General features: G+C 69.9%; 17 protein-coding genes, 1 tRNA gene and 1 pseudogene. 8 read left to right on the top strand and 11 right to left on the bottom strand.

What is annotated here, in order from left to right:
• Window positions 1-59 precede the first annotated feature (59 nt).
• Complete coding sequence (locus tag ACQPXM_RS12440) at window positions 60-986, bottom strand: NAD-dependent epimerase/dehydratase family protein (protein ID WP_432947978.1); 927 nt, start codon at window positions 984-986, stop codon at window positions 60-62.
• A 113-nt stretch (window positions 987-1,099) separates the two neighbouring features.
• On the opposite strand from ACQPXM_RS12440, the gene ACQPXM_RS12435 reads away from it, so the two are divergent.
• Window positions 1,100-2,095, top strand: coding sequence for an AraC family transcriptional regulator (locus ACQPXM_RS12435; RefSeq protein WP_432947977.1), 996 nt, complete (start codon window positions 1,100-1,102; stop codon window positions 2,093-2,095).
• Between the two features lie 79 nt (window positions 2,096-2,174).
• Here the strand turns inward: ACQPXM_RS12435 and ettA are convergent, their stop codons facing one another.
• From ettA to ACQPXM_RS12420, 3 genes are all read right to left on the bottom strand, one after another.
• Window positions 2,175-3,857 (bottom strand): energy-dependent translational throttle protein EttA, encoded by a 1,683-nt coding sequence (gene ettA / locus ACQPXM_RS12430; RefSeq protein WP_432947975.1) that lies wholly within the window; start codon window positions 3,855-3,857, stop codon window positions 2,175-2,177.
• A gap of 84 nt (window positions 3,858-3,941) precedes the next feature.
• Window positions 3,942-4,505, bottom strand: a complete 564-nt coding sequence (locus tag ACQPXM_RS12425; protein WP_432947973.1) for a hypothetical protein — start codon at window positions 4,503-4,505, stop codon at window positions 3,942-3,944.
• 98 nt (window positions 4,506-4,603) lie between these two features.
• A complete protein-coding gene (locus ACQPXM_RS12420; protein WP_432947971.1) occupies window positions 4,604-5,056 on the bottom strand; it encodes a single-stranded DNA-binding protein in 453 nt (150 codons plus the stop codon).
• Between the two features lie 177 nt (window positions 5,057-5,233).
• On the opposite strand from ACQPXM_RS12420, the gene ACQPXM_RS12415 reads away from it, so the two are divergent.
• Window positions 5,234-5,854: an SRPBCC family protein gene (locus ACQPXM_RS12415; RefSeq protein ID WP_432947969.1), complete on the top strand. Its 621-nt coding sequence runs from the start codon at window positions 5,234-5,236 to the stop codon at window positions 5,852-5,854.
• Window positions 5,855-5,904: 50 nt separating this feature from the next.
• Here the strand turns inward: ACQPXM_RS12415 and ACQPXM_RS12410 are convergent, their stop codons facing one another.
• The 3 genes from ACQPXM_RS12410 to ACQPXM_RS12400 all read right to left on the bottom strand — a co-directional run bounded on the left by ACQPXM_RS12410 (window position 5,905) and on the right by ACQPXM_RS12400 (window position 12,326).
• Window positions 5,905-7,584 carry a GTPase gene (locus ACQPXM_RS12410; RefSeq protein WP_432947967.1) on the bottom strand — a complete coding sequence of 560 codons (1,680 nt, stop codon included), beginning with the start codon at window positions 7,582-7,584 and terminating at the stop codon, window positions 5,905-5,907.
• Window positions 7,581-10,448, bottom strand: a complete 2,868-nt coding sequence (locus ACQPXM_RS12405) for a dynamin family protein (RefSeq protein ID WP_432947965.1) — start codon at window positions 10,446-10,448, stop codon at window positions 7,581-7,583. The genes ACQPXM_RS12410 and ACQPXM_RS12405 overlap by 4 nt, the downstream gene beginning before the upstream one ends.
• A gap of 174 nt (window positions 10,449-10,622) precedes the next feature.
• Window positions 10,623-12,326, bottom strand: coding sequence for a PrsW family glutamic-type intramembrane protease (locus ACQPXM_RS12400; protein ID WP_432947963.1), 1,704 nt, complete (start codon window positions 12,324-12,326; stop codon window positions 10,623-10,625).
• Window positions 12,327-12,528: 202 nt separating this feature from the next.
• On the opposite strand from ACQPXM_RS12400, the gene ACQPXM_RS12395 reads away from it, so the two are divergent.
• Window positions 12,529-12,602, top strand: a tRNA-Arg gene (locus ACQPXM_RS12395).
• A gap of 135 nt (window positions 12,603-12,737) precedes the next feature.
• Here the strand turns inward: ACQPXM_RS12395 and ACQPXM_RS12390 are convergent.
• Window positions 12,738-13,469: an NUDIX hydrolase gene (locus tag ACQPXM_RS12390; RefSeq protein WP_432947961.1), complete on the bottom strand. Its 732-nt coding sequence runs from the start codon at window positions 13,467-13,469 to the stop codon at window positions 12,738-12,740.
• 60 nt (window positions 13,470-13,529) lie between these two features.
• Between ACQPXM_RS12390 and nadC the strand changes: the two genes are divergently transcribed.
• From nadC to ACQPXM_RS12365, 5 genes are all read left to right on the top strand, one after another.
• Window positions 13,530-14,417: a carboxylating nicotinate-nucleotide diphosphorylase gene (nadC, locus tag ACQPXM_RS12385; protein ID WP_432947959.1), complete on the top strand. Its 888-nt coding sequence runs from the start codon at window positions 13,530-13,532 to the stop codon at window positions 14,415-14,417.
• 16 nt (window positions 14,418-14,433) lie between these two features.
• The gene (gene nadA / locus ACQPXM_RS12380; protein WP_432947957.1) at window positions 14,434-15,414 is read left to right on the top strand and encodes a quinolinate synthase NadA; all 981 of its coding nucleotides are present in this window, start codon (window positions 14,434-14,436) and stop codon (window positions 15,412-15,414) included.
• Entirely contained in the window at window positions 15,411-17,033 is a 1,623-nt protein-coding gene (gene nadB / locus ACQPXM_RS12375; protein ID WP_432947955.1) for an L-aspartate oxidase, read from the top strand. Before nadA ends, nadB begins: the two co-directional genes overlap by 4 nt.
• Complete coding sequence (locus tag ACQPXM_RS12370; protein ID WP_432947953.1) at window positions 16,984-17,277, top strand: DUF1330 domain-containing protein; 294 nt, start codon at window positions 16,984-16,986, stop codon at window positions 17,275-17,277. Before nadB ends, ACQPXM_RS12370 begins: the two co-directional genes overlap by 50 nt.
• A 214-nt stretch (window positions 17,278-17,491) precedes the next feature.
• A complete protein-coding gene (locus ACQPXM_RS12365; RefSeq protein WP_432947951.1) occupies window positions 17,492-20,251 on the top strand; it encodes a helix-turn-helix transcriptional regulator in 2,760 nt (919 codons plus the stop codon).
• 5 nt (window positions 20,252-20,256) lie between these two features.
• Here the strand turns inward: ACQPXM_RS12365 and ACQPXM_RS12360 are convergent, their stop codons facing one another.
• The 3 genes and pseudogenes from ACQPXM_RS12360 to ACQPXM_RS12350 all read right to left on the bottom strand — a co-directional run bounded on the left by ACQPXM_RS12360 (window position 20,257) and on the right by ACQPXM_RS12350 (window position 23,884).
• Window positions 20,257-22,566, bottom strand: a complete 2,310-nt coding sequence (locus ACQPXM_RS12360; protein ID WP_432951005.1) for a LuxR C-terminal-related transcriptional regulator — start codon at window positions 22,564-22,566, stop codon at window positions 20,257-20,259.
• Window positions 22,567-22,626: 60 nt separating this feature from the next.
• Window positions 22,627-22,917, bottom strand: a pseudogene (locus ACQPXM_RS12355) (LuxR family transcriptional regulator); the annotation flags it as partial.
• A 235-nt stretch (window positions 22,918-23,152) separates the two neighbouring features.
• Window positions 23,153-23,884, bottom strand: a complete 732-nt coding sequence (locus ACQPXM_RS12350) for an alpha/beta fold hydrolase (protein ID WP_432947949.1) — start codon at window positions 23,882-23,884, stop codon at window positions 23,153-23,155.
• Window positions 23,885-23,898 lie beyond the last annotated feature (14 nt).

Genomic DNA, 23,898 nt, shown 5'->3' with positions numbered 1-23,898 from the left:
TACCTGACGCTTAGCCTCAAGGCAAACTGTTCTGTCCCGATCGCTCGATCTGGTCGCCTTCACGCGACCCGAAGTTGCTCCCGCACCGTCTCCTCGAGCACCGCGTCCAGCGGAGTAGCCCTGACCCCGAGGACGGCTTCGGTGCGGGTGGAGTCGAGTACGTGCGGCTCACGATCCAGGTACTGGATCTCCACCAGCTCGGCCATGATCGAGTCCTGCTCGCCGAGCCGGACCAGCTCCTCCAGCGACATCGCCGTCAGCTGCGGCCCAGGAGTTCCCGCCACCGCGGCCAGCCGTTCGGTGAGCGCGCGGACCGGCAGCGTCGAGGTGGACGGGACATGCCAGACCTGGCCCCAAGCAGCGTCGTGCCGGGCCGCGGCGATCATCGTGCGGGCCGCGTCATCGATGTAGGTCCAGCTGTGCTCGACGTCCAGATCACCCGGGTACGCCGCCGGAGTACCGGTGAGCACGTGCGGCAGTACGACGAGGTTGAACACCGAGAGCGTGTCCACCCCGAGGAAGTCGCAGGCCCGAACGTCCGTGACCCGCACTCGGCCGGCCCGATGAGCTTCCAGGGCGTCGGCCCACATCTGCGCCCGCACCCGCCCTTTCACCGTGGTCGGCGCCAAAGGCCGGTCCTCGGTGATCGGACCGGCGACCGGACCGTACGCGTAGGTGTTGCCGAGCATCACGTAGTCCACGCCGGTGCGTTCCGCCGACGTGAGCATCCCGGCGGCGAGCGGCGGCCAGTCCGTCGGCCATCGGTCGTACGCCGGCATCGCGCAGTTGTAGAGCGTGGCGGCACCTTCGATCAGGCGGCTCAACCGGTCGGCGTCGGTGGCGTCGGCGGCGATCAGTTCGATGCCGGAATGGACGGGGCCGGTACCGCTGCGGGTGACCAGCCGGACCCGCTCCCCCTCCTCCGCGAGCAGCCGAGCCAGGGCGCGACCGGTACCGCCGGCGCCGACGACAACAGAGAACGACATACGAACCTCCCAGACGATGTTGGTCCCTCGACCTTAGGAAGTTCTCGACGGCACGGACATGGCCACAACGCTGAGAGTCATGTCCAGGCATCTGGACACGTAGACTCAGCGGGATGGACGTGCTGAGCGACGTACTGGCTGCACTGCGGACCGGCCGGCCGCATGCCGCGCGGACACGAACAGTGTCCCCGTGGGGAATCCGGTTCCCGCCGAGCGACGGCGCCGGCTGCCATGTCCTGCTCGAAGGACCGTGCTGGCTGATCCCCGCGCGGGGAGAGCCGTTGCGGCTGAGCGTGGGCGACGTGGTCTTCGTGCCACACGGCACCGGGTACGCGCTGGCCGACCGTCCGGGCAGCCCGCTCGTCGACTACCGCGTCGATGCCGACGATGCCGCGGTGGTCGACGAGATGAAGCTCGACGGCGTGGGGACGACGACCCAGCTGCTGTGCGCGGCGTACTACTTCGACCGGTCCAGCAGCCACCCGTTGCTCGACGACCTGCCGGAGGTCGTTCACCTTCCGCCGCGGCTCGGTCAGCACGCGTCGTTGCGGGCGGCGGTCGACCTGCTGGGTTCGGAGCTGAGTGACCCGCGCGAGGGCACGTCCGCGATCCTGTCGGGATTGGTGGACATGCTGCTGCTGTTCGTACTGCGTGCGTGGTTCGACGAACAGGTCACGCGATCCGAGCGGGGATGGGCGGCCGTACTGGCCGACCCGGCGCTGACGACGGCACTCCGCGGCATCCACGCCAGGCCGGAGCACCCGTGGACGGTCGCCGAACTCGCCGCACTGTCCGGACTGTCGCGAGCCACCTTCGCCAAGCGGTTCACGGAGACGGTCGGCCGGTCGCCGCTCGCCTACCTGACCTGGTGGCGGATGACGCTCGCCGCTCGCCGCCTCCGGGACTCCGACGAACCACTGCGCACGATCGCCCAGCACACCGGCTACGCGACCGAGTTCGCCCTCGCCAAGGCCTTCAAGCGCGAGTACGGCGTGGCTCCCGGCCAGTACCGCCGCCGGTCCACCGACCTGGCGCCAACGCTGGCGCCGTCGCTGCCCCATTCGCCGTCAACGACACCCACACCAGAACCGGCACCGGCACCGGCCTAGCAACCCGCGCAGCAGTCCCCGAACAGCAACAGGCCCGCTCCAGCAATCGCCGGAGCGGGCCTGAGTCGCGCAGGTCGCGTCAGTCGCGGGTCAGCTTGCGGTGGGTGACGCGGTGCGGGCGAGCGGCTTCGGCGCCGAGGCGCTCGATCTTGTTCGCCTCGTACGACGCGAAGTTGCCCTCGAACCAGAACCACTGGGCCGGGTCCTCGTCGGTGCCCTCCCAGGCCAGGATGTGGGTGGCGACGCGGTCCAGGAACCACCGGTCGTGGGAGATCACCACGGCGCAGCCGGGGAACTCGAGCAGGGCGTCCTCGAGCGACTGCAGGGTCTCGACGTCCAGGTCGTTGGTGGGCTCGTCGAGCAGCAGCAGGTTGCCGCCCATCTTCAGGGTGAGCGCCAGGTTCAGCCGGTTGCGCTCACCGCCGGACAGGACGCCGGTCGGCTTCTGCTGGTCCGGGCCCTTGAACCCGAACGACGCGACGTACGCGCGGCTCGGCATCTCGAAGTTGGCGACCTTGATGTAGTCGAGCTCGTCGGAGACCTGCTGCCAGACGGTCTTCTTCGGGTCCAGGCCGCCGCGCGACTGATCGACGTAGGAGATCCGGACGGTCTCGCCGAGCTTCAGCGTGCCCTTGTCGGGCGTCTCCTCGCCGACGATCATCCGGAACAGCGTCGACTTGCCGACGCCGTTCGGGCCGACGATGCCGACGATGCCGGCCCGCGGCAGCGAGAAGCTCAGGCCGTCGATCAGCTTGCGGTCGCCGAAGCCCTTCTCCAGCTTGTTGACCTCGAGCACCGTGCTGCCCAGTCGCGGACCCGCCGGGATGTTGATCTCGTCGATGTCCAGCTTCTTTGAGCGCTCGGCCTCGGCGGCCAGTTCCTCGTACCGGGCCAGGCGGGACTTGCTCTTGGTCTGGCGGGCCTTCGCGTTCGACCGGACCCACTCGAGCTCGCGCTCCAGGATCTTCTGCCGCTTCGCGTCCTTCTGGCCCTCGACGACCAGACGCGCCTGCTTGGTCTCCAGGTACTTCGAGTAGTTGCCCTCGTAGCCGTAGGTCTTGCCGCGGTCCATTTCCAGGATCCACTCGGCCACGTTGTCCAGGAAGTACCGGTCGTGGGTGATCGCCAGGACGGCACCCGGGTACTTCTGCAGGTGCTGCTCCAGCCAGAGCACCGACTCGGCGTCCAGGTGGTTGGTGGGCTCGTCGAGCAGCAGCAGGTCGGGCTGCTGCAGCAGGAGCTTGCACAGCGCGACCCGGCGCCGCTCACCACCGGACAGGTTGTCCACGATCACGTCGGCCGGCGGGCAGCGCAGCGCGTCCATCGCCTGCTCCAGCTGGGCGTCGACATCCCACGCATTGCGGTGGTCGAGCTCGGTCTGCAGGTCACCCATCTCGGCCAGCAGCTTGTCGTAGTCGGCGTCGGGATCGGCCAGCTCGGCGGAGATCTCGTTGAACCGGTCGAGCTTCTTCTTGGTGTCGCCGACGCCTTCCTCGACGTTCTCCAGCACCGTCTTGCCCTCGGTCAGCGGCGGCTCCTGCAGCAGGATCCCCACCGTGGCGTCCTCGGCCAGCCGCGCCTCACCGTTGGAGGGCTGGTCCAGCCCGGCCATGATCTTGAACAGCGAGGACTTGCCGGTGCCGTTCGGCCCGACCACGCCGATCTTCGCCCCGGTCAGGAAGTTCAAGGTGACGTTGTCGAGCACGACCTTGTCCCCGTGCGCCTTCCGGACGTTACGAAGGGTGTAGATGAATTCCGCCATGCTCCAGAGCCTATGCGCTGTGCCCCACCCAATCCCAACCGGTGCCCACGCCCGCTCCCTTTGACAGGACCCCGCTCCCCCTGCTCAACCACTGTCGTCGGCAGACCGCCCAGCGCCAGCAGGCCCGGTCGAGCCATGGACGAGACCTGCAACGCGCCGCTGGGCCGTCCTCAACTGCCAGAGAGTGACCCCGCTAGCGATCAGTCCGATGGAGTTGATCACCACGCTCCCCATGTTGCCGGCGACCGCATTGACCACCGTGGAGGCCGCGAGCAGGACGCCGGCCGCCAGGAACAGCTTGCGGCTTCGCGGCGCTTCCTTCAGCCGATGCTCGGCGATCCGCACCGCGGCCGCTCGGATCTCCGGATCAGGATGGATGCGCCCGCGCTGGACCGCCTGGTACGCCTCCACCTGGTGCGCCGGTGCAAGGTGGTCGGCACCGACTGTCTTCAGCTCACGCCGCATCCTGCCGAGGACCAGCACGGACACCACGTACGCCGTGACAGCCCCCACGGCGGCGATCACCAGGGCATAGAACCACGAGACCTCCTTGACCAGCTTGAACCCGATGCCGTAGCCGACGAAGACGAGCAGGCCGGCCGAGCTTGCGATCTTCCACCGAGGTGCGGTCAGCAGAATCCGGAACATGCGGGTCCCGTACCCACCGCCGAAGCAACACCACGGGCACTCCGTGAGCGCCGGCCTCCCGCATCATGACCTCATTCAGGGCCACCACCGCCCGCTCGTCACGCCGCCTCCGAGGCACCGAGAGGATTCGCCTCCCCGACCGGCTGCGGCAGATCGTCGAACGGCGAGGGCCGGGCGCCGAGGCCCTGCGGAGTCGCCTTGCTGAACGTCGTCACGCCCCGGGACAAGTCGTGCCCGACCGAGAAGGCCTCGAGCACCGTGCGGGAGCGCGACTCGCCGTCCTCGGTCCACTCGGTCGTCTTCAACCGGCCGTAGACCACGACGGGATCGCCGCGGCCGATCGACTCGGCGACGTTCTGGGCCAGGCCGCGCCAGCACTCGACGCTGAACCAGGTGGTCGGACGGTCGACCCAGTCGGCCTTGTCCCGGTCGTAGGCGCGGGCCGTCGAACCGATCCGGAACGTGGCCAGCGCGTGACCGCCGTTCACCTGCTTCAACTGCACGTCGCCGCCGACCCGGCCGGTCAGGGTCAGGTACGCGTCATTGCTCATGATTCCTCCGATCGCGGATGTGCTGTCACCAGAGAAGATGCCGCGCCGGGCCGCCGTACCGGACACGAGTTGAGAACCTGGGGACAACCCAAAGCCTTAGTCTTGACTTATATAAGCCGACCCCGGCATTCTGGCTGTGACAACAGGCCACCACCACAGAGGACGGGCAGCACACCGATGGACATCCTGGAACAGATCACCGCGGTCCAGCGCGAGGTCAGCCGCACCGGCGAGATCGCCACGGTCCTGATGCGCCGGACCTACCAGTCCGGGCCGGAGGACGTCTGGGACGCGCTGACCGACCCCGAGCGGATGGCGCGCTGGTTCTCCCCGGTCACGGGCGAGCTCAAGGTCGGCGGAAGCTTCCAGATTCAGGGCAACGCGGGCGGCGAGATCCTGGAGTGCGAGCCACCGAAGCGCTACAAGGTCACGTTCGGCGGCCCGGAGAGCCTGCTCGAGGTCAGGCTGACCCCCGGCCCGGGCGACACCACCGAGTTCGAACTCGAGCACTCGATGGCGAACCCGCCGGCTCCCGGCGGTGCCGGCGCCCTGTACGTCGGCCCCGGCTGGGACGGCGCCGTCGCGGGCCTCGCGCTCTACCTGAACGGCGACCTCGGCGAGGACGTGGACCCGGTGAAGATGGCCAACTCCCCCGAGGTCATCGAGTACAACGCCCAGTGCATCCATGCCTGGACGGAGGCGATCCGCGCCTCGGGCACGACGACCGAGAAGGACCTCGAGGAGACCGTCGCGGTCGCGATGGCGCACTACGCGCCCGAGAACCCGCCGGAGAACTGAACCCGCACAAGACCAGTGCTCCGGAGCCACGCTCCGGAGCACTGCTGTGTTCAGCGCCGGGCGATCGCCAGCTTGTCGCGGCAGACCGTGTACGCGTCCAGCTCGGCCCGGGCCGGGTCGACAACGTGGCTGTCGGCAACCTTCTCCAGCTCGGCCCGCAGTGCCCGCGCCACCAACCGCGCCCGCCGGTTCGCACCGTTCGAGGCGAACAGCCGGCACGCCAGCGACACCAGCACCCCGAGGACGACACCGCCGATCAGCATCAGCGTCGCGTACGGGATCCCGTTCCACCGGGGCAGAGGCGGATCGTCGAGCTGCAAGTAGCTGAGGACAGCCAACACCGCGAGCCACACAGCACCGCCGAGCGCTACCAGGAACAGCACCCACTGCAGGAACCGCGCTGCGCCCCACCAGCCAGGCGTCGACGACGCACCGAGATCGGTCCGGGCCACCGCCTGGTCCAGCTCGTCACCCAGCGACTCCTCGCGCCGGCGGACCGCCGAGCGCACCGAGTCGGCCCACGGCCGCGACAACCCCGCGGCCGCCTTGTTCGTGATCGTCCGGACCGCGGTGTCCATCCGGGCCCGCTGCACCGGTGTTGCTGCAGGCAACGAAGACCGGGCGATCGACACCTCGTTGGACGCCGACTTGCGGGCCGCCTTGCCCAGCTGCTTGGCGCCTTGGTCCAGATGCAGCCGCCGCAGCGGATCCGGCCGGAACCGGCCCAGCCACTTGGTCACCGGCCAGCCGGTCGCCGCCCGGGCACGCTGCAGGTACGAGCGTCGTACGGCGTCCACGACCACCGGTACGCCGCTGGCTTCGGACAGCGCGTCGACCAGCTCGGTGATGTCCGACTTGGCGATCTCCGGGGTCTTCGCGTTGCCGCACTGGCTGGCCATCCGGTCCGCGACCCGGTCGACGTCGGCCGCCAGCCGCTCGCGCGCGGCGCGCTTGTTGCTGACCCGCTTCACCAGCAGGTTGCGCAGCTCGTCCAGACCGGCGCCGCTGACCGCCGACGTACCGACCACGGTCGGGTTCTTCAGCCCGTCGGCCTTGAGCAGCCGGTCCAGGTCGGACAGGCAGCTCTTGCGCTGCTCGTCGGTCAGCTTGTCGATGTGGTTCAGCGCGAACACCATCACCGACGAGTGCGACGCGAACGGCTTGATGTAGCGGTTGTGCAGCGCGGCGTCGGCGTACTTCTGCGGGTCGACCACCCAGATCAGCAGGTCGACCAGCTCCACCAGCCGGTCCACGATCAGCCGGTGCTCCACCTCGGTCGAGTCGTGGTCGGGCAGATCCAGCAGGACCAACCCATCCAGGTCCTCCGAGTGCTGCTCCTCCAGCGAGCTGCGGTGCTGCACCTGGTGGCGCCGCGGAATGCCCAGCCAGTTCAGCACCTCACCGGCGGGCTCCTCGCCCCACACGCAGGCCAGCGGCATCGAGCTGGTCGGCCGCCGCGTACCGATCGCGGCCAGGTCGAGCCCGGTCATCGCGTTGAACAGCGACGACTTGCCGGAACCGGTCGCACCGGCCAGCGCGACCACCGTCAGGTCGCCGGACATCCGCAGCCGCTGTCCGGCCCGGTCGACGATCTGCTCGGCCTCACTGAGCACCACCTGGTCGAGGCGGCCCTTGCCGGCCTCGGCCGCGTCCTCCAGCGCCTCGATCTTGGTCAGGACATCGGAAGAGCCGCGCACCAGGCCCTTGACCGTATCCACAATTCCCGTCACGTGCAGTCCTCCACCGCGCGCGCGGCCTCGGTCAGTTGCCTGGGTGCTTCGGGATCGACCGGATGCTGGTCGAGCACAGCCAGGTAGCGGGCGAATTCGGCATCCATCAACGCTTGAACCCTATCCTCCAGGTCCCGTCGGGCCTTCGCCGCCAGGCTCCGCACCGCCTGGTCGCCGAACACCGCCTCCAGCAGCTTCTGCCCGACCACCGCGGTGCCCGCACCGACGCCGACCTCGGCGCCGGTGATGCCCGCGGTGCTGGCGAAGATCACGATTATCAGCGACAGGCCGAGCCCGTTCACGCCGTACGCGAGGATGCGCGCGGTGGACCGCTTGTCCGCGCCTTCCTTCCGAACCAACTCGAGCACGAAGCCCTGCCACTCGCGCACCGCACGGCTCGCGGCGGCCGGGAACTCCTTCGACATCCGGCCCAGGTCGCGCTCGCCCGCGGCGAGCAACTGCCGCCCGGCGGCCGTCGACTGCCACGACTCCTCGGCCCGCTCGGCGGCTGCCTCCGCGTGCTCGCGCAGCAGCGACTCCAGCCCGGACTCGACGGCGTCGTTGAGGTCGCGCGTCGGCGGCGGCTTGCCGACCACGGCCGTCCGGACCTTGTCGCGCAGGCGGCCGACGTTCGTCTGCAGGCCCTTGAGCAGTTCGCCGGTGCCGACGAACTCCTGCCAGCGGGCGAGCACCTCGCCGCGCAGCATCGTGCCGTCCTGGGTCGCGTTGGCGATGTCCTTGACCGCGCGCTCGTACGCCGTCGCGGCGGTGGTGCGCAGCTCGTCGAACGTGTCGGCCTGCGCCCGCACGGCCTTGGAGAAGGCCGGCGTCTTCTTCGTCATCGCGGTGACCGCGCCCTGCAGGGTCCGCCGTACGACGGCCGAGCGGGCCTCCGCGTCGGCGGCCAGGTCGATCAGCCAGTCCTTGATCGAGGCAACCGTCTCGCTCGGCAGCATGCCGCGCTCGTCGACGACGGTCTCCTTGATGCTGAACAGCGGGGAGTCGCCGAGACCGCGCTCGAGCAGCATCTGGGCCAGGTGACCGGTGATGTCGTCGATCGTGTCGGCCGGGGCACGGTCCAGTACGACGGCGACCGCCGTACTGCGGTCCGAGGCGCTCTGCAGGAACTCCCACGGCACGGCGTCGGCGTACCGGGCGGCGGTCGTGACGAACAACCACAGGTCGGCCGCGGCCAGCAACTGCGTCGCCAGCTCACGGTTGGCCTCGACGACGGAGTCGATGTCCGGGGCGTCCAGGATGGCCAGGCCGCGCGGAATGGTGTCGGCGGCAACCAACCTGATCTGTCCCGGGTCTTCCATGCCGCCCGGACTGTTGCCGCTCGACCGCGCCATGCCCGGCAGCACCCGGTCGCCGGCGAACCACTCGGCGTCGGCCGGGTTGTGGATCAGCACGGGCGACCTCGTGGTCGGCCGGAGTACGCCGGGCTCGCTGACGACCTCGCCGATCAGGCTGTTCACCAGGGTCGACTTGCCCGCGCCGGTGGACCCGCCCACGACCGCCAGGACCGGGGCCTCGAGCTGGACCAGCCGGGGCAGCACGTAGTCGTCCAGCTGGTCCAGCATCGCCTTGCGCTGCTGACGGGCCTCGTCGGCGCCCACCACGTCCAGCGGAAGCTTGCTGTCGGCAAGGGCACCGCGCAGCTTCATCAGCGCGGTGATCAACGCCATCGCCGCCTGCTGCTCGGCCGCCTTCGCGGCGGTCTCCTCAGGCGACAGCTCTTCCTCGGGCTCGGCGTCGTCCGGCTGCTCGGCTTCGTCGTCCGGCTGCTCGGCTTCGTCGTTCGGCTGCTCGGCTTCGTCGTTCGGCTGCTCGGTGGCGTCGGACTCGGCGTCGGATGCCGTGGCTTCGGCCTCTGCGTCGTCGTTGGAGTCGCCTTCGGCCTCGTCGGCGCCCTCCTCCGTCGAGTCCTCCGCAGCCGGAGCGTCGTCAACAGCCTCGGCCGCAGCGGTCTCCGCAGGCGCGTCCTCGTCGTCCGAGTCCTTCACGGCCGTCGCAGCGACTTCCACCGTCTCCGGTACGTCATCAGCAACCGCAGCCTCGTCCTCGGCCTCCGCGGGAGCCTTCTCCTCGGGCTCTGCGGGAGCGTCCTCCTCGGCCTTCGCGGCAGCCTTCTCCTCGACGGTCTCGTCGGCGGCGTCCTCCGACGCCTCACCAGCAGGAGCGGCTTCCTCGCCCTCCGCATCCTTGGCTACCGAAGCAACCCCATTCGAGCCATCAGCAGCAGTCTCTTCCATGTCCGCGGCAACCACCGCGGCAGCCGGGTCGTCGGCTGCAGACTTCTCAGGCTCAGCCGCCTTGTCGTCTTCACCCGGTACGTCGGTAGCGATCACCCGCGCATCGACCATTCGCTCCGACTCCGGCACCTCACCGCCCTTGGGCAGCCCGACGATGATCTCGCCGTACTCCAGCGGGAAACCGTCCGGCGACTCCTCTGGCTCATAAGTCACGCCTACCGCCGGGCGGTCCTCCCCGGACTCGTCGTCACCGGACGACGTCTCCTCGACCACAGCATCAGCACTCGGCTCGGCGCCGTCCGAGGACTCGCCGTCCGAAGACTTGTCGTCGGCATCCGACGTGGACTCGTTCGGCTCCGCGGGCACGTCAGCGTCCTTCGGCTCAGCCGACTGGTCCGCGGCCGCCTTCTCGGACGACCCGTCCGCCGACGTCGACTCACCGGCGGCAGCCGGCTCGGTCTTGGCTGCCGACTCCGCAGCAACAGCCGGCTTCTCAGCAGCAGCCTCTTCCGGAGTCGACTCAGCAGCAGACTCAGCGCCCACCGGCTCGGACGACTTCCGCCGCCGGCGCCGCCAGAAACTCTTGCTCTTGGCACCGGTGTCCGTCATCCGGGCAGGCTCCGCCTGGTCCGGAACCTGCGGCTCATCCGAGCGCTCCGAACCCTCACCAGCTGCTGACCTGATGTCAGCCACGGTGTCCGTCCACGAGCACAGAGTGCCCGGTCGGACAGCGCAGAAGCAAAGTCATCTTCATCCCGTGTGGCGGCGTGGACGGGGGGCAAGTCACTGCGACGGTGGATACGGACCGTATCCTCCCGGCGGTCCTTGTGTTCCAGTGGGTCCCGGCGAGTAACCAGGGCGACCGGTCGGCTGCCCGGGTTGCCCCGATGGATACCCCGTCTGGCCGTCCGGATAACCACCCGGCTGATATCCCCCCGGTACCCCCGCAGTACCGGGTCCACCGGCCTGCTCAGGTCCCCGCGAGGCGTCCTGCGGCCGGCCCGGCTCCCCCTGATACGGCGCCTGCTGCGCCCCACCCTGGTACGCCGGTCCGCCCGGATACCCGGGTCCACCCTGCTGCGGCGGTCCCCCGGCGTACGCCGGTCCGCCCTGCTGTGGTCCCGCGTCGTACCCAGGTCCACCCTGCTGCGGTGCGCCCGGATACCCCGGACCCCCTTGGTACGGCGCTCCGCCGTACGAGGTGGGCACCGGCACCCCAGGACCCGCGGGAGCGAACTGCGGTACGGCGGTCGCGAACGCCGGCATCGGCGGAAACGGAACACTGGGCCGTCGCTCGCGCAGTTCGTCCAGCAGCTTCTTCTCGGTGTCGAGCGCGTCCGCGCCGATCACCTGCCGGACGATCTTGTCGCGCAGGTAGGCCAGCTCGGTCGCGGTCTGCTGGAACGCCTTCGCGGCGGCCTCGGCCTGCGGGCCGTAGCGCTTCGCGTTCTGGCGCAGCGCCTTGCGGCCGCGCAGCGTCGCGATCAGCGGCACGTCCTGGCCGTTGAGCCAGCCGAACCGGACGTAGTCGTAGAGCCGGGACGCGATCATCTGCCCTTCACGCGACCGCATCACCAGCGCGAAGATCACCATCGCGAAGAACAGCGGCGCCATCAGGAAGATGTAGACGGTCAGGAAGCCCTCGCCGCCGGCCCAGCTCGCGCCGCCGTTCCAGAGCCCGTGCATCAGGACGGCGGCCAGGTAACCGACGATCGGCGCGAGGAAGCGGACCGCCGTACTTCGGTGCCGGACGGCGATGCCGATACCTATCGCGGTGAACGACGTGAAGAGTGGATGCGCGAACGGTGAGAACACCCCGCGCAGGATGAACAGCCCGAGCACCCCGCGGACGCCGGCCGCGCTGCCGCCCTCCTCGGACAGCTGGTCGAAGATCCGGCCGAAGTAGAGGATGTTCTCGGTGAAGGCGAAGCCGACGCCGACCATCCCGGCGTACACGAGGGCGTCGATGATCCCGTCGAACTCCTTGCGCCGGACCAGCGCCAGCAGCAGGATCACCGCGCCCTTGGCGAACTCCTCGACCGGCGGCGCGACGAAGACCGCGGCGCGGTTGCCGCCGCCGGCGGTCTCGTGCAGCAGGTCCGCGGCCCGGGTGTTGATGAAGATCGCGGCCAGGGTCGCGATGAAGGCACCCCAGCAGAGCGCGAACACGATGTACTTGAGCGGCTCCGGTTCGTAGCGGTCCAGCCACAGGTACAGCGGGATGATCAGCACGATCGGGACGAAGGCCAGCCCGATCCCCCACATGAACCCGCTGGCGCCGACCGACTTGGCCACGATCCCGAAGATCATCAGCCCCGCGATCGCGAACACCACCACGATCACGATGCCGATCAGCAGCCCCTTGTTCCGCCGCTGCCCCGGAACCGGGTGCGGCCCGAGCGTGTTCGGCTGCGGGTACGACGCGCCGGCCGAACCAGTCGCCGCCGGTTGCGGCGGGCCGGCGGGGCCTCCTGAGGGGTAACTCATGCCCGCAGCCTAGTTGGAGTCCCGGCAGCACGGCAGAACCGCCCACTCAGCGTTACCGGGATGGAACGCCACAGTTCCACTGCTCTCCAGCACGATCCCGTACGGCGTACGCCCCGTCACACCCCGCGACCCCACCGAACCGGAACCCGCGAGCACGATCGCCCCCGGATCTGAGAGACTCTTCCCCGTGCCACCGGCACATGCGCCCGTAGCTCAGCTGGATAGAGCGTCGGACTTCTAATCCGTTGGTCGCAGGTTCGAATCCTGCCGGGCGCGCTCGCTTCGACCAGGCAGTATGTCTCTTCAGGCATACTGCCTGCGTCGTTGTGGAACAGTGATCGCTTGTCGGCATCGAACGACGACCTCGCCGCGCTCTTCCATGAGGCACTGCTGGTTGCGTGGCCACCATGCTCACGACGCGTGCGGTTTCCCCGGCCTGTCAGCGGGCGGTCGGAGTACTGCGAAAGGGTCGGTGACAGTCAGCTCGCGGGCGACGAATGTGTAGACGGTCGCGGGCCGGCCGCCGCTCTGGCCGGGGGAGGCTCGCCGTTCGGTCGGGTTGATGACGCGGCGTCGGGTCAGGACGCGGGTCAGGTTGGTGGCGCCGAGCTCATACCCCAGTGCGGCGCCGAACAGATCGCGCAGCTCGGCGATCGTGAACTCCAGAGGAGCTAACGCGAAGCCGATGTTCGTATAGGACAGCTTGGCGCGCAGCCGACCAACCGCGGCATCGATGAAGTAGTGATGGTCGAACGCGGTCTGTGGCAGGTCGTCGACCGGATGCCAGACCGTGTCGGACGGAAGCACCGGCTGTACGTCCGACGGAACCAGCCCGAGGTAGGCGGTCGCCAGGACGCGGGCTCGCGGGTCGCGATCGATCGCACTGTGGGTGGCCAGCTGTTCGAGGTGTGCGACGTCGCGGACGTCGACCTTCGTCGCCAGGTGCCTGGTGATGGCCTCCCGGAGCCGCTGCGTGGGCTCGACCCCGCCGCCGGGCAGCGCCCAGCGGCCGCGGTACGGGTTCAATGCGCGCTTCCACAGCAGGACGCACAACCTGCCGTCCCGGACCGACAGAACCACCGACAGCACCTCGTGCGGGTAGCTGGGGAAGTGGACCGGATCACCTTTCTTGGCTGCGGGCATGAGGCCGATGGTAGCGTGGAGCCCAGTTATCGCCTCTGAGGCGAAAACACCATCTCACTGATGATCGGAGCAGCTGTGCAACTGACGACGGAGACGGTCCGGACCGCGGTGACGGCCGCACTGACCGAGGACCGGGCGGTGGACGACGTCACCACCCGATGGAGCGTCCCGGCTGAACGACAGGCCGAGGCGACGGTGATCGCCAAGCAGGCGGGTCGCGTGGCCGGTCTGCCGCTCCTGCAGGGCGTGTTCGCCGCGATCGATCCCACCGTCACGGTGCGGCCGGCTGTTGCCGATGGGGATCCGGTCCTCCCGGGACAGCGGCTCGCTTCGATCAGTGGTCCGGCGCGCTCGATCATCACCGGCGAGCGGGTGGCGCTGAACTTCGTCCAGCGGATGTCCGGCATCGCAACCCTCACGGCAGCCTTCGTGGACGCGATCGGAGCGCGCCCGGTCCGGCTGCTTGACACCCGCAAGACGGCGCCCGGCCTCCGGGTCATGGACAAGTACGCCGTCAGCTGCGGCGGCGGTACGAACCACAGGCTCGACCTGGCCGCCATGGTCCTGCTCAAGGAGAACCATCTCGCCGCGGCCGGCGGCATCCTCCCGGCCGTACGCCGAGTCCGGGACGGCATGACCTCCGAAGGCAGAGGTCTGGCGATCGAGGTCGAGGTCACCACCGCGGAGGAAGCCCGCGAAGCACTGGACTGCCAGGTCGAGTGGATCCTGCTGGACAACATGCCGGCCGCGGAGATGGCCCTGATCGTCGAGCGGCGCAACACCTCCGGGTCCACTTCGCAACTCGAGGCCTCCGGCACCATCACGCTCGACACCGTCGCAGACGTCGCCGCCGCCGGTGTCGACGCCGTCTCGGTCGGCGCCCTGACCCACTCCCCCACGGCACTCGACATCAGCCTGCTGGTCGCCCGCGATCACGGCGTCAACTGAGGAAGAAGGATCTGTTGTGACCACTGCTCAGAACACAGCGATCACCTGGCAGGACGAGGTACGCCGCCTCGCCCAGGAGCGCGACGCGGTGATCCTCGCCCACAACTACCAGGAACCGGCGATCCAGGACGTCGCCGACCACGTCGGCGACTCACTCGCACTGTCCCGCATCGCGGCCGGCACCGACGCCTCCACCATCGTGTTCTGCGGCGTGCACTTCATGGCGGAGACCGCCAAGCTGCTCAGCCCGGACAAGACGGTGCTCATCCCCACTGCCCAGGCGGGTTGCTCGCTGGCCGACACCATCGACGCCGACCAGCTACGGGCCTGGAAGGCCCAGCACCCCGATGCCGCGGTCGTTGCCTATGTCAACACCAGCGCGGCGGTGAAGGCCGAGGCCGACGTCTGCTGTACGTCGTCCAACGCGGTGGAAGTGGTGAACTCGATTCCGGCGGATCAGCCGATCCTGTTCCTGCCCGACCAGTTCCTCGGAGCACACGTCCGGCGGCAGACCGGCCGGGACAACATCGAGGTGTGGATGGGCGAGTGCCACGTGCATGCCGGCATCAGCGCGGCCGACCTGCGCGCTCAGGTGGCAGCCGATCCCGAGGCCGAGGTCCTGGTCCATCCCGAGTGCGGCTGCGCGTCGTCCGCGATCTGGCTCGCCGGCGTGGGTGATCTGCCGGTCGAGCGGACCCACATCCTCTCGACCGCCGGCATGCTGGACACGGCCCGCGACCTGACCGCGAAGACGGCCCTGATCGCGACGGAGATCGGCATGCTCCATCAGCTTCGCAAGGTCAACCAGCGGACGAATTTCGTGCCGGTGAACCCGAAGGCCTCGTGCCGCTTCATGAAGATGATCACCCCGGACCTGCTGGTGCGATGCCTGCGGGAAGGCCGCGACGAGATCCAGCTACCGCCCGAGATCGTCGAGCGGGCCCGGCGTTCGGTCGAGCGAATGGTTGCCATCGGCAAGCCTGCGGGTGCTCGATGACGCGCTCCGTCGACGTGGTCGTGGTCGGCTCCGGCGTGGCGGGCCTGTCGACCGCGCTCGGTCTCGCTGCGACCCGCGACGTACTTCTGCTCAGCGCGGGCGACGGCAGCACCCCCTGGGCGCAGGGCGGCGTCTCGGCCGCGTACGGCGAGGACGATCCCTTCGACCACTGGCGTGACACTGACATCGCGGGCGCGGGATTCTGCGATCCCCGCAACGTTCGGGCGCTGGTCGAGGAAGGACCACAGCGACTCGCCGAGCTCATCGCCCACGGGGCTCGTTTCGACCGCAGCGCCGATGGATCGCTGTCGAGAACTCTGGAGGGCGGCCACAGCCGTCCCCGGATCGTGCACGTCGGCGGCGACGCGACCGGGGCGGAAGTGCATCGCGCGCTCCGTACCGCAGTGCGCCGAACCAGCGTCCAGACGATGACCGGACGGACCGTCGGCCTGGTCCAGTCGGACTCCGGAAGCATCGTCGGTGTGCTCGTCGAGACAGGCAACCAGGTCACGCAGATCGACGCGCGCGCCGTCGTACTGGCCACCGGCGGTATCGGCAATGCCTATCTGGCGAGCACCAATCCGTCGTCGGTGCGCGGTGACGGCATCGCCCTGGCGTTGCGCGCCGGCGCATCGCTGGTGGACATGGAGTTCGTCCAGTTCCACCCCACAGCGCTCCACACCGGCGAGACGAGTGGTCAGTTGCCTCTGATCACTGAGGCCGTCCGGGGCGAAGGCGGCGTACTGCGCGACGCGCACGGTCGCAGGATCATGGACGGACTGCACCCGCGAGCCGATCTGGCTCCGCGGGACATCGTCGCACGGGCGATCGAGGCGACGATGCGCCGGGACGGATCCGACCACGTCTGGCTGGACGCGACAGGTGTCGCGCCCGACCTGCTCCGGCGGCGATTCCCGACCGTACTGGCCGCCTGCGCACGCATCGGCGTCGACATGTTGTCCGAACAGATCCCGGTCGCGCCGGCCGAACACTTCCTGTGCGGCGGCGTTCGGACCGACCGCAACGGCGCAACCGACGTACCAGGTCTGTACGCCGTCGGCGAGGTCGCCGCGACCGGCGTCCATGGGGCCAACCGGCTCGCGTCCAACAGTCTGTTGGAGGGATTGGTCTTCGGGCGGCGCGTCGCCACGGCCCTGACCCTCGAGCTCCCCGCGGCGGACCACGGCAGCTCACACGAGGTCGCGCTGGGCGAGGATCGCGAACCGGAGCGGATCCGCACGATCCTGAGCCGGTACGCCGGCATCCGTCGCGACGGCGCTGGTCTGAACGCCGCCGCGGACGAGCTCGAGACCGCCGGCACCGGACCGCTCGCAACGGTGGCGCGGTCCGTCGTCGTGGCAGCGAACGCACGTCAGGACAGCCGCGGTTGCCACTGGCGCTCCGACCATCCCCACTCCGACAATCGCCGGGACTACCGCATCGTCGTACGTCTCGACGAGAGACGCCGACCGACGATCGACGACCCGGCGACTTCAGCGCTCTCGCCCGCCGGCGCTCGACCGAGACCAACCCGTAAGTCACAGCACTCGTCCCAACACTGGAGGTTCCATGCCCAAGGGCTACTGGGTCAGCGCCTACCGCACCATTTCAGACCCTGAGAAACTCGCTGCTTACAACAAGCTGGCCCCTCCGGCTGTCCAGGCCTTCGGCGGGCGGACCCTCATCCGTGGCGGTCGGGTCGTCGCGCATGACGCCGGGATCGCCGAGCGCACCGTCCTGGTCGAGTTCGACAGCTTCGAGCAGGCCGTCGCGGCGCACGGGAGTGCCGCCTACCAGGAGGCGCTGGCCGCCCTGTCCGACGGCGTCGAGCGCGACTTCCGCATCGTCGAAGGCATCGACTGACCGGTCCAGCCGGACCTCGCCTCCGGATGACGATCCGCGCCGAACCGCAGATCCCGGCGCCCTGCACATAGGGCCACTGCACTTCCCGTCGCCGTCGGTGTCCACGCGGTCGCGACGATGGCCTTCGGGCTGGCCTTGCTGGTCGAGGTCTGGCTGCGCTGAAAGCGTGGTGGTCTCCCGCGCGGGCTTTTAGCCTGGGCTGAGGGAGGTGACCATGGCAGACGGGACGGTGGTCGGGCTTCGAGGTCGGCGGCAGGAGGTCGCGCGGTTGCGGCGGCTGCTGGACGACGTACGCAGTGGGCAGGGGCAGGCGCTGGTCGTCCGGGGTGAGCCGGGGATCGGGAAGTCGGCTCTGCTCGACGAGCTGGCTGGGCAGACCGACGGGTGCCGGGTGGTTCGGGCGTCCGGGGTCGAGGCCGAGATGGAGTTGCCGTTCGCAGGCCTGCATCAGCTCTGTGTTCCGCTGCTGGAGCTTGCCGACAGGCTGTCGCCGGTGCAGCGGGAGGCACTCGACGTCGCGTTCGGGTTGCGCACCGGAGCGCCGCCGGACCGGTTCCTGGTGGGAGCCGCGACGCTGACTTTGTTGTCGGAGGCATCCGTCGCGCAGCCGCTGCTGTGTGTCGTCGACGACGGGCAGTGGCTCGACCAGGCCTCGGCACAGGCGCTGACGTTCGCCGCGCGACGGCTGTTCGCCGACCGGGTCGGTGTGGTCTTCGGTCTTCGGGATCCGGTGACCACACCGCAGTGGCGAGGCCTGCCGGAGCTGGTGGTCGGCGGCATCGGGGACCACGACGCCAAGACCCTGCTCGAAGCTGTCATTCCCGGTCGCCTCGACGCCCACGTGGTGAACCGGATCGTAGCCGAGACCCGCGGAAATCCGCTGGCGTTGCTCGAACTGCCGCGCGGGTTGAGCGCCGCCGAGTTGGCGGGCGGGTTCGAGCGGCCGGACGTCCGCCCACTGGCGAGCCAGCTCGAGCAGAACTTCGCCCAGCGCGTGCAGGCCCTTCCCTCGCAGACCCAACGGCTGATGCTGACCGCGGCCGCCGAGCCCGTTGGCGACGTACCGCTGCTGCTTCGCGCGCTCCGCGTCCTCGACGTACCGGTGAGCGCGGCCGGGCCGGCTGAGGCGGCTGGACTGATCGAGCTCGGCGCGCAGGTCAGGTTCCGGCACCCGCTGGTGCGGTCGGCGACGTATCGGGCGGCGGCCTCAGCGGATCGCCGCGCGGTGCACCAGGCGCTCGCGGAGGCGACCGATCCGACCGTCGATCCCGACCGGCGGGCGTGGCATCGCGCGAACGGAGCCGCCGACACCGACGAGGACATCGCCGCGGAACTGGCCGCGTCCGCGGACCGGGCCCAGCGCCGCGGTGGCCTCGCGGCGACGGCGGCATTCCTGAAGCGCGCGACCCAACTGACCCCCAACCCCGCCACCAAGGCGGCGCGGGCCTTGGCCGCCGCCCACGCGTCGCTGCGGGCCGGAGCCTTCGAGGACGCGCTGAAACTGCTCGTCGTGGCCGACGACTGGTCGGCGGACGACCTGCACCAGGCGATGGTCGAGCTCACCCGAGCCCAGATCAGCTTCGTGTCCGGCCGCAGCGAGGCCGTCCAGATGCTGTTGGACGCCGCTCGCCGGCTCGAACCACTCGCCCCCGGCCTGGCCCGCGACACCTACATCGACGCGATCTCAGCAGCGATGTACGCCGGGATCCTCGCGCCGGACTTCCCCGCCGGCCGCGTGGCCCGGGCTGCTCGCGACGCGCCGAGGCCACCGGCCGAACGCCAACAGGACCTGCTGCTCGACACGTTGGCGGTCACGTTCACCGATGGATACCCGGCGGCTGTCGCACTGGCCCGGGAGGCCGTCGAGGCGTTCGCCGACCCGGCGCGGGCCGAGCCGGACGATCAGCGGTGGTTGTTCCAGGCCGCCCGCGCCGCGATCGACCTCAGGGACCTGGAGTTCTGGGACGTCATCACCGCGAAGCACGAGCGCATCGCCCGCGAGCACGGCGATCTGACCCAACTGCCGCTCGCGTTGACGTCCCGGATGGCCATGCACGCGTACGCGGGCGACTTCGCCGCGGCGGCGTCGCTGCGCGCCGAGGTCCGGACGATCTGCGACGTGACCGGCGTGAACCGGGCGCCGTACGGCGAGATCCCGCTGACCGTGATGCAAGGACGAGCGGACGAGGCGAGCCGGCTGATCACGGAGCTGACCGACGAGGTGACGGCCCGCGGCGAAGGCGCCGGGCTGTCCCTCACGTACTGGGCGCGCGCCTTCCTGATGAACAGCTCCGCCAGGTACTCCGAGGCGCTCGACCCCGCGCTGGCGGCGTCCGCCGATCCGAGTGATCTGGGGCTCGCCAACTGGGTCTTCCCGGAACTCGTCGAGGCGGCCGTTCGCACCGGCCGGCCCGAACTGGCGAGCGAGGCGTACAACCGGCTGACCGAGGTCATGCGAGCCGCCGGTACGGACTGGGCGCTCGGCGTACTGGCCCGATCGACCGCCCTGTTGAAGACCGGCGAGGCGGCGGAATCCTGTTACCAGGAAGCCGTCGAGCGCCTCAGCCGCACCCGAGTCCGGATCGAACTGGCCCGAGCTCACCTCCTGTACGGCGAATGGCTGCGCCGCGACGGCCGACGCCAGGACGCCCGCGGGCAGCTGCGATCGGCGTACGACATCCTCACCACGGCCGGCTCCGACGCGTTCGCCACCCGCGTGCGCCACGAACTGGCCGCCACCGGCGAAACGGTCGGCCAACGCACGGACCGCGCCGGCGAGACCCTGACCGCCCAGGAAGCCCGCATCGCCGAACTCGCCGCGCACGGCCTGACCAACGCCGAGATCGGCGCCCAGATGTTCCTCAGCCGCCACACGATCGAATGGCACCTGCGCAAGGTCTTCACCAAACTCGACATCACCTCCCGCCGGCAACTCCAGAACGCCCTCGCCGAGCCGGGGCTCCACACCGGGTAGACCTGCTAGCGCAGGTCGTCGGCCACCGTCGTCCGGAGCTCGGCGCGGGAGGTGATCCCGCGCTTGGCGAAGATCTTGTGCAGGTGGTACTCGACGGTGCGCGGGCTGATGAACAGCCGGCTGCCGATCTCGGAGTTGCTGAGGCCGTCGGCGGCGAAGCGGGCGATCTGCACTTCGCGCGGAGTCAGATCGGTGCCGGTTTCGACGGTACGCCGCCGCGCGTTCTCGCCGGTCGCCCGCAGTTCGCGGGCCGACCGTTCGGCGAACGCGTCCATCAGCATCGCAGTGAACATCTCGTGAGCGCGACGCAGTTGCTCGCGCGCCTCGAGCCGGCGGCGTTCACGGCGGAGCCATTCGCCGTACAGGAGGTGAGCGCGGGCGACGTCCGGACGCAGCGTCGTCCGGCCCAGCCGTTCGATCGCCTCGACGTACAGCGCTTCGGCGCTCGGGGCGCGTTCGACGAGCGCGCGGCAGCGAGCTTCGATCCCGCGCGCCCAGTCGGTGTCGCTCGCTCGTGTCGACGCCAGCACCTGCTCGAGCGCTCGCTCGGCGAGCACCCGGTCGCCGTGGCGCACCGCGGCCTCGACCAGTTCCACCGGCGCCCACTGAGCTGGAGCGCCAGGGACGGGCGGAGCCCCACTCGCCTCCTCAGCCGCTGCGCAAGCCTCCTCGTACCGTCCGAGACCGTTGTAGAGGACCGCGCTCGCCCACTGGCCGATCGTCAACGCGGTGCCCTCGCCCCGCGGCGCCGCTTCCCTCACCGCTGCGTGCCAGAGCTGCTCGAACTCGGCCGGTCTGCCTCTCCAAGCGGCGAGCGCGAGGCCGCTTTGGTTGGTGGTCTGCATGCCCGTGACCGCCGTGATCGTGTCCACTTCCGCGCTGAGGGATGCCGCCTGTTCCAGATTCCCGTCGAAGACATGCCCGTACACGCGGGCCATCAGCGCGATGGGCAGCACCGACAGCGCGCCGGCGTCGCGAGCCAGCAGAACGTGACGGTCTGCCAGCGCACGCCACGCACTGTCGTCCCACCGTGCGAGCGCGGCGACGACGGCCAGCCAGAGCCAGCGCCGCTCCTCCTCGATGGAAGCGTCGCCCGCCAGAAAGGTCCGCAGCACTTGCTGAAGCGATGGTGTCGCGGCGCTCACCCCCTCGGTGAAGAGCCGGCTGAGTGCGTCGAGCAACAAATCGGCTGCTCGTCGCGGACGGTCCGATGCAGGCGGCGCCGCGCACGCAGCCACAGCCGTCTCCAGTAGGCCGGTGCCCTCAGCAAGCCGGCCGGCGTACATCCCCGCGGCCATGGCCTGTAGGTACGTGTCGCGCGCCAGCGGTGGATTCAGCGGCTCGAGCTGTTTTGCGGCGTCGAGCAGCAGCGCGGGAGCCATGCTGCCGTGGTCCATGGCGTAGTTGATCTCCGCGCGGAGCAAGGTCGCCTGCGCTCGTTGTCGCTGATCCAACGGCCCCGCCTCGGCGGCGGCGAGCAGGTCCTGGGCGGCACCGGCGGCACCGGCCTCCTGTGCCGCCTGCGCAGCGGTGAGCGAGCGCTCCGCGCGGCGCGCGGGATCCGGCGTCAGCAGCACGGCCCGCTGCATGAAGGCCGCCGCCGCGGCCAGACCGCCCCGAGCCTGTGCGTGCCCGGCCGAGCGTTCGAGCTCGGCTGCCACCGCCTCATCGGGTGCCGACGTCGCCAGCGCGCGATGCCACGCCCTGCGCTCGGGATGAGCACCGGCATCGAGGACGCGGGCCAGGGCCGCGTGGGCGCCGAGTCGGTCCGTGGCCGACGCAGCCCGGTACACCGCCGACCGAACGAGCGGATGGCGGAAGCGGATCCTGGTACCGAACTGGACCAGGTGATCGGCGTGTGCCGCGGCATCGGCCTGCGCTCCGATACCCAGCACCTCGGCAGCACGCCAAACGACCACCGGGTCACCCAGCCGCTCCGAGGCCGCGAGCAGCAGTAACTGCCGCGCGTCGACCGGAAGCTGCTCCAGCTGTCGCACGAAGCTTTGCTCGATGCGCAGGGGCAGTGCCTGGGCGCCGGGAAAGCCGAAGCCCCCGGCCAGTTCGGCGTACGACGACCCCCGCGGCAGCTCGAGCAGGGCCAGCGGATTACCGCGGGCTTCGGCAATGATCCGCTCGCGCACCCGTTCGTCCAGCGGTCCGTGGATCACCGTCCGCAGCAATCTGCGCGCATCAGGCTCGCCCAGCCCGTGCAGAGCGAGCGTCGGCAGACCCCAGTCCTCGGCCGGCCTCGAACGGCCTGTCGCCCCTTCCTCGACGTCACGGTGCGCGAGCACGCAGGCCACCGACTCCGCCACCAACCGGCGAGCCACGAAGACCAGCACCTGCGCCGAAGCCTGGTCCAGCCACTGAACGTCGTCGACGAGACAGACGAGAGGGCGCTCCTCGCTCGCGGCCGCGAACAGGCCGAGGACTGCCAGTCCGACCAGGAAGCGATCCGGAGGCGGTCCGCTCCGCCGGCCGAACGCCGTACCGAGAGCGCTGCGCTGAGGATCAGGCAGCCGATCGAGAAGGTCCAGCAACGGCAGGCACAACTGATGCACGGCCGCGTAGGCGAGCTCGGCCTCCGACTGGATTCCGGTGGCGGTGACCACTCGGCAATCGAAGGCCCGCCGCATCAGGTAGTCCAGCAGGGCCGACTTGCCCACCCCGGCCTCGCCGTGGAGGACCAGCGCCTGGCTCTGCCCGGCGCGGACCGGCAGCCAGCAACCGATCGAGCGCCTCGCACTCCGTACGCCGCCCCAGCAGCCTGGGCGGGGGCTGGTGGGGCGGCGGTGAGGCGTCGTCGTTGCTCGTCGCCATGCCACCTCCGCCCGGCGTTTCCTGGATTCACTGTAGTCAGCAATCCTGGCTGCCGTCCCACGCCGGACGGAGGTCTCTGCGCTACCGCGTCGCGGCCGCCGCTTCGCGGATGAGGTCGGCGACAGCGGCCGCCTCGGGGATTCCGACGCTGTGGGACCCGCCGGGCAACTCGACCGTCCGCCGCGATCCGGCCCGTTCGGCCATGAACCGCTGGACCTCGGCAGGGATGTTCTTGTCGTCGCTGCCGAACAGGAACCAGCACGGAGTCGTCTTCCACGCCGGTTCGCCGGACGCCTCGTTCAGCGCCGACTCGGCGATCGGGCGCTGGGTGGCGGCCATGATCGCGGCGTCGCGTGCGGACGAGTCGGCGGCGAACTGAGCGTGGTAGCGGTCCTGCCGGATGTAGAGATCGACGCTGCCGTCGGGCAGCTTGACCGGCGAGAGGGTCTCGCCGAGGCTGCCCCCTTCGTACCGGCCGGCGAGTTCGGCGGCGCTCTCTCCGGCGTCGGGCGCGAAGCCGCCGACGAAAACCAGCGCCTTCACCTGGTGGTTGCCCCTCGCACCGTTCGAGATCACCGATCCGCCGTACGAGTGACCGACGCAGATGATGTCACCGTCGATCGCGGCCAGCACGCTGCACAGGTACTCCGAGTCGGATGCGACCCCGCGCAACGGGTTGGCGACCGCGAGGACGGGGAAGCCGTCGTCGAGCAGTGCGGCGACGACGCCGTTCCAGCTCGCCGACTCGGCGAAGGCGCCGTGCACGAGCACGACCGTGGGCTTGTCCGGGTCGTTCGTGGTGGTGATGGTCATGGTTGTCCCCTCCG

Origin of the sequence: Kribbella sp. CA-253562 (genome assembly GCF_050942265.1) — a bacterium.
Classification (GTDB): domain Bacteria; phylum Actinomycetota; class Actinomycetes; order Propionibacteriales; family Kribbellaceae; genus Kribbella.
This window is presented reverse-complemented; position numbering and strand designations above follow the sequence as displayed.